This is a genomic window from Alterirhizorhabdus solaris (assembly GCF_007785815.1).
GTDB classification, from domain to species: domain Bacteria; phylum Pseudomonadota; class Alphaproteobacteria; order Sphingomonadales; family Sphingomonadaceae; genus Alterirhizorhabdus; species Alterirhizorhabdus solaris.
The window spans coordinates 20,320-32,402 of sequence record NZ_VNIM01000044.1 but is presented as its reverse complement, the minus strand read 5'-3'; the positions used below and the strand labels follow the sequence as shown (position 1 = coordinate 32,402).

12 protein-coding genes are annotated in these 12,083 nt (G+C 67.7%); 9 read left to right on the top strand and 3 right to left on the bottom strand.

Annotated features, from left to right (window positions below; genetic code table 11):
• The 7 genes from FOY91_RS11870 to FOY91_RS11840 all read left to right on the top strand — a co-directional run.
• Positions 1-3,279: strawberry notch family protein (locus FOY91_RS11870; RefSeq protein WP_145151956.1), on the top strand; the 3,279-nt coding region annotated here is incomplete at its 5' end.
• A 74-nt stretch (positions 3,280-3,353) separates the two neighbouring features.
• On the top strand, positions 3,354-3,587 hold the full coding sequence (locus tag FOY91_RS11865; RefSeq protein WP_145151953.1) for a type II toxin-antitoxin system Phd/YefM family antitoxin: 234 nt from the start codon (positions 3,354-3,356) through the stop codon (positions 3,585-3,587).
• Positions 3,584-4,042 (top strand): PIN domain-containing protein, encoded by a 459-nt coding sequence (locus FOY91_RS11860; RefSeq protein ID WP_145151950.1) that lies wholly within the window; start codon positions 3,584-3,586, stop codon positions 4,040-4,042. The genes FOY91_RS11865 and FOY91_RS11860 overlap by 4 nt, the downstream gene beginning before the upstream one ends.
• Positions 4,043-4,145: 103 nt before the next feature.
• A complete protein-coding gene (locus tag FOY91_RS11855) occupies positions 4,146-6,155 on the top strand; it encodes a ParB/RepB/Spo0J family partition protein (protein WP_145151948.1) in 2,010 nt (669 codons plus the stop codon).
• A 123-nt stretch (positions 6,156-6,278) separates the two neighbouring features.
• Positions 6,279-7,196: an ArdC family protein gene (locus tag FOY91_RS11850; RefSeq protein ID WP_145151945.1), complete on the top strand. Its 918-nt coding sequence runs from the start codon at positions 6,279-6,281 to the stop codon at positions 7,194-7,196.
• A 66-nt stretch (positions 7,197-7,262) separates the two neighbouring features.
• Positions 7,263-7,907, top strand: coding sequence for a hypothetical protein (locus tag FOY91_RS11845; RefSeq protein ID WP_145151942.1), 645 nt, complete (start codon positions 7,263-7,265; stop codon positions 7,905-7,907).
• Positions 7,908-8,138: 231 nt separating this feature from the next.
• Positions 8,139-9,110, top strand: a complete 972-nt coding sequence (locus FOY91_RS11840; protein WP_145151939.1) for a DUF2493 domain-containing protein — start codon at positions 8,139-8,141, stop codon at positions 9,108-9,110.
• Between the two features lie 95 nt (positions 9,111-9,205).
• Here FOY91_RS11840 and FOY91_RS11835 read toward each other — a convergent pair whose 3' ends face one another.
• Entirely contained in the window at positions 9,206-9,907 is a 702-nt protein-coding gene (locus FOY91_RS11835; RefSeq protein ID WP_145151936.1) for a DUF2161 domain-containing phosphodiesterase, read from the bottom strand.
• Between the two features lie 102 nt (positions 9,908-10,009).
• Here FOY91_RS11835 and FOY91_RS22375 point away from each other — a divergent pair, with 102 nt between their 5' ends.
• Positions 10,010-10,465 carry a thermonuclease family protein gene (locus tag FOY91_RS22375; protein ID WP_145151933.1) on the top strand — a complete coding sequence of 152 codons (456 nt, stop codon included), beginning with the start codon at positions 10,010-10,012 and terminating at the stop codon, positions 10,463-10,465.
• 258 nt (positions 10,466-10,723) lie between these two features.
• Positions 10,724-11,131, top strand: coding sequence for a single-stranded DNA-binding protein (locus tag FOY91_RS11825; protein WP_145151930.1), 408 nt, complete (start codon positions 10,724-10,726; stop codon positions 11,129-11,131).
• Between the two features lie 49 nt (positions 11,132-11,180).
• Here FOY91_RS11825 and FOY91_RS11820 read toward each other — a convergent pair whose 3' ends face one another.
• Positions 11,181-11,396, bottom strand: a complete 216-nt coding sequence (locus tag FOY91_RS11820; RefSeq protein WP_145151927.1) for a hypothetical protein — start codon at positions 11,394-11,396, stop codon at positions 11,181-11,183.
• Entirely contained in the window at positions 11,389-11,676 is a 288-nt protein-coding gene (locus FOY91_RS11815) for a DUF6437 family protein (RefSeq protein WP_145151924.1), read from the bottom strand. The genes FOY91_RS11820 and FOY91_RS11815 overlap by 8 nt, the downstream gene beginning before the upstream one ends.
• Between the last annotated feature and the right edge of the window lie 407 nt (positions 11,677-12,083).

Here is a 12,083-nt window from a genome sequence, read left to right as displayed (position 1 = left end):
CCGTCCTCCCCTCCGCCGCCCTCGCTCTCCCGCGCTCCGGGCCTATCGCTCTTTCGCGAGGTCCGCACCGCAGCACGCACGCCAACGCTCCCGAAGCCGGAGCACCAGGATGCCGAGGCGCAGCCGTTGCGTGTCATTGCGCTCGAGGCACCGAGCCCGACCGGCGACCCGGCCGGCATCTACCTGCCATGGCGGCCCAGCCGGCTCAGCCTTCCCGACGCCCAGGATCACCCGACCCCGCTCGTCGAGTCGTTGGCGATGGGCTCGATCGCCGCTCCCCGACCGGTCTACGCGCCTTTGCTGCCCCGGAAGGTCATCACCGAAGGACTGCTGTCCGCGGCGCAGCTGGAAACGCTCGTCTACGCCGGCGCGGCCTTCGAGCGAGACCTGCCGGGGCGCTTCAATCCCGCCCAGGAGGGTAGCCTGCTCGAGGTCTCCGAGGAGGGCGCTGCCTATGCCGCGGGCTTCTTTCTAGGCGATGGCACCGGCGCCGGAAAGGGCCGCCAGATCGCCGGGATCATTCTCGATCAGTGGCAGCGGGGACGGCGACGCCACCTCTGGCTCAGCAAGAACGAAGCCTTGCTGGAGGACGCACGGCGCGACTGGGGGGCGCTCGGCGGAATGGCACTGGACGTCCAGCCCCTGTCACAATGGAAGCTCGGCACGCCGATCGCGCTCGATGCCGGCATCCTCTTCGTGACCTATCCGACACTGCGCTCGGGGCGCGAGGACGCGACCCGCCTTCGCCAGATCCTCGACTGGGCAGGCGAGGCGTTCGACGGTGTCATCGCGTTCGACGAAGCGCACGCGCTCGCGAACGCGGCGGGCGGCGAAGGCTCTCGCGGCCGGGTCAAAGGATCGGAGCAGGGGGTGGCGGGCCTGCGGCTACAGAACCATCTCCCGCGCGCTCGCACCCTCTACGTCTCGGCCACAGGCGCCTCCGACATCGCCAACCTCAGCTATGCGACACGCCTCGGGCTCTGGGGACCGGGAACTGCCTTCGCTGACCGCGAGGCGTTCATCACCGGCGTCCGCAAGGGCGGTATCGCGGCAATGGAGCTGGTCGCGCGCGACCTAAAGGCGCTCGGGGTCTACACAGCGCGTGCCCTGTCCTTCGCAGGGGTCGAATATGACCTGCTGGAGCACAAGCTCACCCCCGAGCAGATCCAGGTCTACGACGCCTATGCCGAGGCCTGGGCGATCATCCATCGCAACCTGAATGCCGCGCTCGAGCAGACCCGGGTCGTTGATCCCGTCTCCGGCTCGACGTTGAACCCGAATGCCAAGTCGGCTGCGCTGTCCCGGTTCGAGAGCGTCAAGCAGCGCTTCTTCGCGCAACTTCTCCTGTCCGCCAAGCTGCCGAGCCTGTTGCCGGCCATCGAAGCCGACCTCGCCCGCGGCGACGCCGTCGTGGTTCAGCTGGTCTCCACCTCCGAGGCGATGCTCGCGCGGCGATTGGCCGAGCTCGATCCGGCCGAGCGCGAAGCGCTCGAGATCGACCTCTCCCCTCGCGAATATGTCGTCGACTATCTGCTTGGTGCCTTTCCTACCCGCCAGATGCGCGTCTTCACCGATGCGGACGGCACGGTTCGCTCGGAGCCGATGGCCGACGAAGACGGCCGGCCGGTACATAGCCAGACCGCACTTGCCGCACGCGATGCTCTGGTCGAGCAACTCTGCGCCCTGCCGGCGATCGCGACGGCGCTCGACGCGATCATTGAGCGGTTCGGCACCTCCCAAGTTGCGGAAGTAACCGGGCGCACCCGCCGCCTCGTCGTGGACGCAAACGGTGCACAGCGCCTCGAACGCCGCACACCCAAGTCAAACCTCGCTGAGTCCCAGGCCTTCATGGACGGGATCAAGACACTGCTCGTCTTCAGTGATGCCGGTGGAACGGGGCGCAGCTACCACGCCTGCCTGCGCGCCAAGAACCAGGCGCGCCGCATCCACTATCTCCTCGAGCCCGGCTGGCGCGCCGACGCGGCCATCCAGGGCCTTGGCCGTACCCATCGCTCCGCACAGGCATCGGCACCGCTGTTCCGACCCGTCACGACCGATGTGCGCGGCGAGCGACGCTTCATCTCGACCATCGCCCGCCGTCTCGACACGCTTGGCGCCCTCACTCGGGGGCAACGCCAGACCGGTGGCCAGAACCTGTTCGACCCCGCCGATAATCTCGAGAGCGACTATGCCAAGGATGCGCTGATCGCCTGGTACCGCCTGCTCTACGCCGGCAAGCTTCAGTCGACGACGCTGAGTGACTTCGAGGATCGTTCGGGGCTCCGCCTCGCGGCCGAGGACGGCGGATTGCGTGACGACCTGCCGCCGATTCAGCGCTGGCTCAACCGCCTCCTCGCCTTCCCGATTGCGCTCCAGAACGCGATCTTCGACGAGTATCTCGGCCTGGTCGAGGCGCGCGTGGACGCGGCGCGCAAGGCGGGTACGCTCGACCTCGGAGTCGAGACACTGGCGGTCGAGCGGTTGCGCGTGGAGCAGGATCGCGTGATCCGGACCGATGCCACCAGCGGTTCGACCACGCATCTGCTCACGGTGCGCCTGGAACGTCGCCCACGACCCTTGTCGCTGGACGACGTGATGGATCTTGCACGACGGAAGGATGCCAGTTTCCTCGTCAACGAACAGTCAGGCCGCAGCGCCTTGCGCCTGGATAGCCGGAGCGTGCTCAGCGAGGACGGCACGCTGTGCCCGCGCTACGAGATCGTCCGCCCCTTGCGTCGGCAGCGCCTCGATCGTGACGCGTTCGCCGACACACGCTGGACCATCGCCACAGCTGACCGGTTCGCGTCCGCCTGGGCCGCCGAAGTGGGCGAACTGATCGCATCGACGTCGACCGAGACCATGCACCTGGTCACCGGACTGCTCCTGCCGATCTGGGACGCCCTGCCCGATGAACTCGCCCAGGTGGTGCGCGTCGTCGACGAGACAGGACAATCGTTGCTCGGGAGGCAGATCCCGGCGCTGGCGCTGGCGGAGCTTGGCCGTCGGTTCGGCTTCGATGCGCCCGTGGTCGCGCCGGACGATCTCGTCAGGGCGGTGCTCGAGAATGGGCGAACTGTCCCCGTAGGCAACGGTGGCAAGCTGCACGCCAAGCGGGCGCTCGTCGGCGGGTCGCAGCGGCTTGAGCTCACAGGGTTTGATCCGGCGCGCCTGCCCGAGCTGAAGGCGCTCGGCTGTTTCGTCGAGATCATCCGGTACCAGACCCGGCTGTTCGTACCCGCTCCCAAGGCACCGCAGATCCTGACCGCATTGAGCAGATAGTCGAGATCATGGGTTCGGCTCGACAGCGCCTCGCTCATCATCTATTTAGACGTTACCACTAGAAAGGTTCGGCCATGGAACGTGCGATCAGCGCCAGTGATGCCAACCAGCATTTCTCCGAGATGCTGCGAGACGTGCAGGACGGCGAGACCTTCGTCGTCACGTCTCGCGGCCGTCCCGTTGCCAAGGTCGCGCCGGTCGATGATCTCGACCGGCAGGGCCCCGCGCTCGATGCGCTGCTCGACTTCGTCGCCACCCTGCCGCGCCGGCGCGCGGAGGCGTGGCGCCGCGAAGATCTGTACGAGTGACCCGGGTCGCCTTCGACACCAACGTGCTGGCCTATGTCGCCGGCGTCGACCGGCATGCCGATGATGCAGCGAAGATCGACGCCAGCCGCGCGCTCCTGAAGCAGCTGCGCGGACGTGCCGCTCTCGTCGTTCCCGTCCAGGTCCTGGGTGAACTCTACGTCGTGCTGACCCGCTCGGGCGCGTCACGCGACGAAGCGCGCGACGCCGTGCTGCGCATGGCGCAGGCCTTTGGGACCGCCGACAGCAACGGCTCGGCTTTCCTCTCGGCGCTCGACCTGGCCACAACCCACAAGCTGCAGTTCTGGGACTCGTTGATCGTGAACGCCGCCGCCGAGGCCGGCTGCACGCTCCTCCTGTCCGAGGACATGACCAACGGCTTCTCCTGGCGGGGAACCGTCGTGGTCAACCCGTTTGCAACGACGGTCGATGAGCGTCTGACCCGCCTCATCGCCTGAGTTCGGGCAACCCCCACCTCACACGACTTGGAGGAGGAAAGGAGGCGTCGAGGACGCGAGCCGGCGCAGGCGCGCCCGAGGCTCGTGACCAAGGAGACCGACGATGATCCAGACCATAGCGCTCGGCAAGCTCGTGCCGTCCAAGCGCAACGTCCGCCGCCGCAGCGATGCCGCTGCCGATGCCCAGCTTCGTGCCGATATCGAGGCGCGTGGGCTGCTCCAGAACCTGATCGTGACCGCCAACAAGAAGCCGAGGGGCACCTACGCCGTCGAGGCCGGGGGACGGCGGCACAGCGCGCTGAAGGCTCTCGCCGACGAAGGAAAGCTCCCCACCGACTTCGCCGTTCCCTGCCTCGTCCTCGACGACCTCGGCAGCGCCGTGGCGGAAGCGAGCCTGGCGGAGAACTTCCAGAAGCTTGCGCTGAATCCGGCAGACGAGTGCCTCGCCTTCCAGCACTTCATCGAGCAGGGATCTGATGTCGAAGGCGTCGCTCGCCGCTTCGGGGTCACCGTGCGGTTCGTCGAAGGCCGGCTGCGGCTGGCGAGCCTCGCACCCGTGGTCTTCCAGGCGCTCGCCGATGGCGAGATCACGCTCGATATAGCGAAGGCATACGCTTCGACTCCCGACCGTGAACGTCAGGCCCATGTGTTCGACCAGATGAGCCGAGGCTATGGCGGTGCTCATCCGGACAGCATCCGGCGCATGATGACGCAGGCGACGGTCTCCGGCGCTGATCCGCGCGCACGCCTCGTCGGGGAAGATGCGTATCTCGCCGCGGGTGGGCGGATCGATCGCGACCTGTTCGCCGACGACAGCACCACGCGCTGGCTGGACATCGCCATCCTCGAGCGCCTCGCCAGCGAGATGATGGAAGCCGCCGCCGCCGCCGTCGCGGCAGAAACGGGATACGCCTGGGTCCGCCCGACGCTGGATCGCTACGTCGACTGGCAGCAGACCGAGGGCCTGCAGCGCGTCGATCTCGCGCCGCCATCGCTCTCCGCAGCGGAGCAGGACCAGATCGCCACCCTGGAGGCGGACGCTGCGGACAAGATGGCGCTGATCGAGGACGAGAACAGTAGCGAGGACGAGCGTGCCGTCGCCGAGACCGCGCTCGAAAGCATCGAAAGGGCAATCGAGACAATCACCGAGAGGCCTCCCGTCCTCCCCGAAGAGCTGCGACCCACGGTGGGTGCCTTCCTCGTGCTCGGCCCGGACGGCGCCCCGCGCCTCCATCAGACGCTCTATGTCGAACCGGTCCAAGAACCGGAGGCGGTGACGGAGGGTGACATCGGCGACGAAGTGCCAGCCTCGCCCGCCCGCTCAGTGGGGCTGTCACAGCGGCTGACCGACGAACTCGCGATCCAGCGCCGCGACATCCTCGCCGTCCATGTCGCCGCCGACCCGGACTTCGCCCTCGACTTGGCGATCTTCCTGATGGTCGATCGCAAGCCTGGACACGGGGTCGAGCGGTACGGCTCGTCGCTCAGCGCCCGAGCGCCTCAGGAGCCTGTGATCGGCTTCAAGACACCGGAGGCCCCTGCAACCCTCGCGAGGATCGAGGCCGAGCAAGCACTCGACCGCAGCTGGACCATGCTGGAGACGGCGAGCGCCCGCTTCGATGCTTTCCGGGCGCTTGGCGCCGATGAGCGCGCCGCGTGGCTCGGACACGCTGTCGCTTCCACACTCGAGGCGAGCGTGCTCGGTGCCGGCGCGAGCGGCTGTGACTTCCACGATCATATGGGGCAGCTGCTCGGTATCGACGTCGCGGCATGGTGGCGGCCGACGGCTGCGAACTTCTTCGACAAGGTCACCAAGCCCGTCATGTTCGACGCGCTTGCCGAGATCGACGGGCCGGCGCTCGCCGCGCGGTATGGCAACGCCAAGAAGTCCGACCTCGCCGCCGCGTGCGAGAAGATCTGCGCTGGCGACTTCATCGGTGAGGTCGGCACGAAGCACTTGGCGCATGCGTGGCTGCCGACGGCGATGCGCTTCACGCCGTCGCAGGCTGCCGAGGCAGCGCCGGAGAGCGCACCTGCTCTGGACGGCACTTCTATGAGCGACGCGGCCGCTGGCGACGGGGAGGACAACGCGGTCGACCGCGAAGCAGCCTGAACGACGACGACGCGGGGACGGCCTCCATAGGAGGTCGCCCCTTTGTCTTTTGGCCGGTGAGAGAGGGGAGGCGGCTGTCGCCGGGGCGAGCCGATCCGGCTCTTACCCGAGAGGAGATGCGCGATGCGCCCCACACGTTCTGCCGCCGTGCCCGTCAGCCCCGCCGAAACGATCACCAACGCCATCATCGAGCGCCTGGAGGCTGGCGTCAGGCCGTGGCGACAGCCCTGGACCGGCGGCCCGGTCTCACGGCCGCTGCGCGTCTGCGGAACCCCCTATCGCGGCGCAAACGTCATCTGGCTGTGGATGGCCGCCCAGGCACGCGGCTTCATCTCACCGACCTGGATGACCTACCATCAGTCCCAACTGCTCGGAGGCCAGGTCCGCAAGGGCGAACGCGGCACCTGCGCCATCTTCTACAAGAGCTACAGCAAGGAGGTCGAAGATCCCGCGACCGGCGAGCGCGAGGATGAAGCACGTCGGGTCCTTAAGAGCTTCACCGTCTTCAACGTCGACCAGATCGATGGCCTGCCCGGACGCTTTACGCTGGAGCCCATCCGACCGCCCGAGCCGACCGCGCGTGACCATGCGCTCGACGCCTTCTTCGGCGCGATCCCCGCCTCGATCCGTCACGGCGGCGGTGAAGCCTATTATTTGCCGAGTGCCGACCAGATCACGATGCCCGATCCTGCCGCGTTCCGGTCACGTGACTTGTACCGGTCCACGCTCGCCCATGAGTTGGCGCACTGGACAGGACACCAGAGCCGGCTCGGGCGCTCCCTCAGCAACCGGTTCGGCAGCGATGCCTATGCCATGGAAGAGCTGATCGCCGAGCTTTCCTCTGCCATGGTCGGCGCCGAACTCGGCCTGCCCGTCGATCACCTCGATGACCATGCGAGCTACCTCGCCTCCTGGCTCAAGGTGCTGAAGGCCGACAATCGGGCAATCCTGACCGCTGCCGCCAAGGCCGAAGAGGCCTCTGCCTTCCTGCTCGGCTTCGCTCGCGTCGAGCACGCGCCGGACGCCCGCCTGGCCGCTTGATCCTGCCGCCGAGAGCAGCGGCACGCGTCCGCACTCCGGACGCAATTCTTCCATCGGAGACACCCCATGACCTACGATGTCGGTTATCGCTTTGCGCAGGCGCTCGATCCGAGTGGCCTCGACACCATCGCTGCCTGCCTGCACGCCATCCAGGCCGCCGCCAAGGACTGCCGCAGCGCAGGCAAACCGTTCGAAACTGATCCTGCCGTCGTGCTGCTCGCGCAGCATCTCGGGGCCGTCGCACGCGCCAAGATGCCCGACCGGGCCGCGCTGCGGTCGTTATGCGGGCAGACGGTGGCCGAGATCGCCCGCACACCCCTGCTGACCGTGCTTGCCGCTCGCGGCGTCGACCATGATGCAGACGCCAAGCGGACCTTTCATACGGAGGCACGCCGCGCGCTCCGACGGCTTGCGGAAGCGCTCCAACTCGCCAGCGGCACGTACGAGATACGGGTCTGCGCGGGCGGGCCGGCGGTCTCCGGCGAGGTCATCCTGCACGGCGATGAGCTCTATGTGCAGGTCTCGATCGGCGGCTTCGGCCGAGGTGAGATCCTGCTCCGCAGGTGCCGCGGCCGCTCCGACTATGTCGGCGAACGCAACCACTGGGCACGGATGGCGGAGTTGGTGGATCCCGCCACACTGGCGGCCCGTATCGCCCGCGAACTCGGGCTTGCCATGCCCGTTGAACTCCAGCCGCGGCTGGTTGCCTGAGGTCACAAGAGAAGGTCTCTCAGACCCCACCTGCGGCCGCAGAGGCCCTCTACCCGCCGGCGGTCCACGCGCAACCCGCCCGCCTGCGGCCCGTGTTGCCTCACCCGGTGCCGGGCACCGGGTGAGGCTGCCCGCGCCAGCCTTGTCGGTGGGTGGCGCTGCGTCCCTGCTGCCGGCGGGTCGGAGGGCTTGCGTCGCCGCAAGGATGCGGCGTCTGACAGGAGACCTCCCATGCCGACCACCCTCGCCGCCCAGCTCGCCGCCCTGGAGCTCGGACATCTCTCGATCACTGCTGATCGCGGAACGCGTGCCCTCGCCCGCCCCGAACCCGAGGCGATCGACCATACACTGGCCGCCGTCTGGTCCGACCTGTTTGCGCTGTTCACCGACACGATCCTCGAGGATCAAGCCGAGGAACTCGGCTGGGGATTCGTGAACCTTTTCCACCGTGCGGCAACGAAGGCCTCGACCCGGATCGACCGTGCCACAGACGAGATCCGCTTGTTGCTGGCAACGGCCGACGGCTCCGAAGTCCATACGTCCGAGCTTGAGCAGCAGGTCGAACGTGCTCAGGATGCCGAAGCAGAAATGCTCGCACTCGAGAACCTGCGAGAGACCGCGGCATCCTTGTACCTCGCCGAGACGGGGTCGTCGTGGAAGCCCGCCGGCGGCTCCCGGCTCAGTCACGACGCGCTGACGACATCTGCGGTCGTGCAGGGTCGCGAGTTCCTGAAAGCGCGCGCCGAAGGCAAGCGCCGGGCTGTCATGCCCGAAGGTACGCCGGTCGTGTTCGCCGGTGGACGGCAGACCTTCCAGACGACCGATGACGCGAAGGCCTATGGCGATGCGATCTGGCAGACGCTCGACCGCGTCCGCGCAAACGTCGCCGACATGGTGCTGGTCCACGGCGGCGACGGCAAGGGAGCCGACCGCCTCGCAGCATCCTGGGCCGAGCGTCACAAGGTGCCCCAGATCAGCTTCAGCCTCGATACTCGCCTCGGTGCACGGGCCGGCTTCCGTCGCAACGAGCAGATGCTCGGATTGAAGCCCCGCTATGTCGTGGCATTCGCCGGCAATGGCGTGCTGGAGCGGCTCGTCATTCAGGCCAAGGAGCGGAGCATTGCCGTGGTCGATCGTCGCGGACCGCTCGGCACCAATCCCAAGCACAACGCACGGGTGACCGGCGCTTCCGTAGCGCGCTGACGTTCGCTTGGGCGTCGCTTCGGCGGCGCCCTTGCCCCCTGTGATCAAGTCCTGTGCGAAGGGCCGAGGCGCGACGGCGGGCGCGCCGCTCAGGACTACGCCGCCTCGCGCTGATCCGGTGTCGCGGCCGGGACATCGCCGCTGCCGACGGCGTCCTGCCCGGCGGGAGTCAGGGCGTACAGTCCTCGCCCCATTCGTTCGAACCAGCCATAAACGTTGCGCAACAGGATAGCGCCAGCATCTTCGGCAAGGACCTTCAGATCGCGCGGGCGTTTCGCTCCATTCCGCATCGCTCCGGCGCAGGCGATCGCCCGCTGGCGATAGGCAGTCATGATCGGCTGGCGGGTCGATCCGCCCGCCGTCGGATCTCCTTTGCGCCGGCGATGCTCGGCCACGAGCCGCCGCCGCTGCGGCAGGTGCGGCCTCGGCCTATAGGGGGTCGGTTCGGAGATGACGGTCACGCTGCCCAGCCGCAGATCGACCGTGAACAGACCAATGCCGAGCATCCGGCAAAGCCGATGCACCCTCTTGTCCTGGTCACGGCCGCGACGTGTTGCGGGCACCGCGACATAGACGAGGTCCGAGGATCGCGTCCGCTCGACGGCCTGGAGCAGGAGTTCGAGCGAGAAGGATAGCTTCAGCTCGGTGATCACCACCAGCGGCGGCTCGCCATCGGCCAGGCCGACGATATCGCAGCCGCAGACCTCGCCTTTGACCTCGAACCCGCAGGTCTCAAGGAAGCGCTTGATCGGCGCGTAAAGCGATGTCTCGGTAGTTGCGGCCGACCTGTTCGTCATCCTCTGTGCAGTAGCTGCCGCGCGTTCGGCATCAAGCGCTTCGCGAGCGCTCGACCATCGATCCTGCTGGTCCCGAAACCACCACCGGGTAAGAGGCCGTGAATGCTTCTGCTTTTTCTCCTGGCAAGCGCCGTTGCGCCCGGCACGACCTTTACCTGCACGCCCGTGGCGGTATGGGACGGTGACTGGCCGATATGGTGTGCCGAAGGGCCGCGTATTCGTTTGGCGGGGATCGCCGCGCGCGAAATCGACGAGACCTGCCGGCCCGGGCACCCCTGTCCGACGGCAAGCGGCCGCGCCGCACGCGACCACCTCGTCTCACTCTTGGGTGGCGCCCGCGGCACGCGTCGCACCGGTCACGTCGTGGTTCGGGGGCCGCGCCTCACCTGCGTGTCGAACGGGTCTGCGAAGGGCGATCGGACTGGCGCGTTGTGCCGTTCGCCTCAAACGGGCGACCTCTCCTGTGCGATGGTCCGGAGCGGCTATGCGTTGGCGTGGAAGCGCTATGGTGGCGACCGGCTCTGTAAGTCGGCGGGTCTGCTTTCCAGACGAAGGTGAAGCGTCAGGGCTTGACCATCCGGACTGGTCAGGACCGCTCCCATCGACTTCTCACCCCTATGGCGGGCGCCATCCGGCGCAACCCGCTCGAGCCCAGGCCCGTGTTGCTCCGGCTTCGCCTCCGCTGCCCGCGCCAGCCTTAGTCTCGGGGGTTTCCCTTCGGCCCGACGGGCCTGCGGTGCGCCGTCTCGGCTTGCCTCGCCATGGCCGGGGCTCCGTCGATCGGGACGGTCCCGACGACCCTTTGGAGTGAGCCCCATGACCAACACCGTTCTTCTCGTCGGCAATCTCGGCACCGATCCCGAGACCCGCACCACCCGCGGCGACACCCGCGTCACCTCGCTCAGCCTGGGCACCAGCCGGCCCAAACGCGACAGCGAGGGCAAGACTTTCAAGGATGCGAACGGCTTCACCGCCAAGGAGACCGAGTGGCACCGCATCACCTGCTTCAACGGGCTCGGCAAGACGGTCTCGCAATTCGCGACCAAGGGCATGCTGGTGTCGGTGCGCGGCCGGATCCACTACAGCAAGTGGACCGACAAGGAGGGAGTCGAGCGGTACGGCTGCGAGATCATCGCGGACGACGTGCAGTTCCTCAGCCGGGGCAAGCCTGCGGCCGAAGGCGGTGCGAACCAAGCCGACATCGACGACGATCTGCCCTTCTGACCTCAGCGGATCACCCCGGCGGCAACCTGCCGCCGGGGCTCTCCTGGCGTTATCGACGGCTCGGGAAGTGCCGGGCGACGATCGCGTCCAGCCGGCGGGTCAGCAGCGCCGCCAGCGTCATCGCATCCCGTTCGGCATCGAACGGATCGCGCGCGCAGGCGGACACGATCGCATCGCGCAGCCAATAGCTGGTTGCCGGATCGGCGATAATCGCGATGACCTCCGCCACATCGCCAACATCGTGTCTCCCGAGGGGCTCAGCCACGGCTGTTCTCCTCGCTTTCGACTGCCGCACCGGTGCGAGGCACAGCTGGCTTGCCAGCCCGTTCGCGAGCCGGACGATCTTGCGAGGGAGCGGCCACGGCGTCAGCGATAAGACGCCGCAATGCGTCAGCACCGAGCCGTGATCCGCCCGCGTCGAGCACGATCAGCCCAAGTTCGAGTGCCGCAGCACGCCTGAGCTCGGCGCCCTTCGTCTGCATCGCAAGACGCTCTTCGTCATGTCGGGTGAGCGCTTCCAAGGCGCTCGGCTTCTTCTTGGCCACGACCAATCTCCTTACGGTCGAAGCCCCTTCCACCGGCGATACTGGCGCGGCGCCGAGGGTGTAGGAAAGCGATTCCTGTGCAGGCGGACGAAAGAGGTCTCCGCCTCCGTGCTCACCGCATCCAATCGGCCGGGACGGGCATCGAGCCCGCCCCGACCGAACTCTTCTACTCGCTCAACGATGGGCAGGATGACAGCGGCGAAGACCGGGCCTCAAGGACGACGGGGCCCCACCATTTTTCCGGCCGCGATCGAGCGATGGCGCCTCACCTCGAGCCGGGTGGCGCGGCCGAAAAAATCGTGACCCCCATCGCCGCTGCGCGGCCGCGCCCTACGGGCGCGGTCCCTGACCCCCGCTCTTCCCCGCTGTCGCGAGACCTCCGTCTTTCACGTGAGATTGAGGAGATG

Excerpts from the sequence above, each read along its gene's own strand:
- FOY91_RS11835 (WP_145151936.1), bottom strand. The coding sequence starts at position 9,907 with ATGACGAACAGGTCGGCCGCAACTACCGAGACATCGCTTTACGCGCCG.
- FOY91_RS11865 (WP_145151953.1), top strand. The coding sequence starts at position 3,354 with ATGGAACGTGCGATCAGCGCCAGTGATGCCAACCAGCATTTCTCCGAG.
- FOY91_RS11845 (WP_145151942.1), top strand. The coding sequence starts at position 7,263 with ATGACCTACGATGTCGGTTATCGCTTTGCGCAGGCGCTCGATCCGAGT.
- FOY91_RS22375 (WP_145151933.1), top strand. The coding sequence starts at position 10,010 with ATGCTTCTGCTTTTTCTCCTGGCAAGCGCCGTTGCGCCCGGCACGACC.
- FOY91_RS11825 (WP_145151930.1), top strand. The coding sequence starts at position 10,724 with ATGACCAACACCGTTCTTCTCGTCGGCAATCTCGGCACCGATCCCGAG.
- FOY91_RS11850 (WP_145151945.1), top strand. The coding sequence starts at position 6,279 with ATGCGCCCCACACGTTCTGCCGCCGTGCCCGTCAGCCCCGCCGAAACG.
- FOY91_RS11840 (WP_145151939.1), top strand. The coding sequence starts at position 8,139 with ATGCCGACCACCCTCGCCGCCCAGCTCGCCGCCCTGGAGCTCGGACAT.
- FOY91_RS11855 (WP_145151948.1), top strand. The coding sequence starts at position 4,146 with ATGATCCAGACCATAGCGCTCGGCAAGCTCGTGCCGTCCAAGCGCAAC.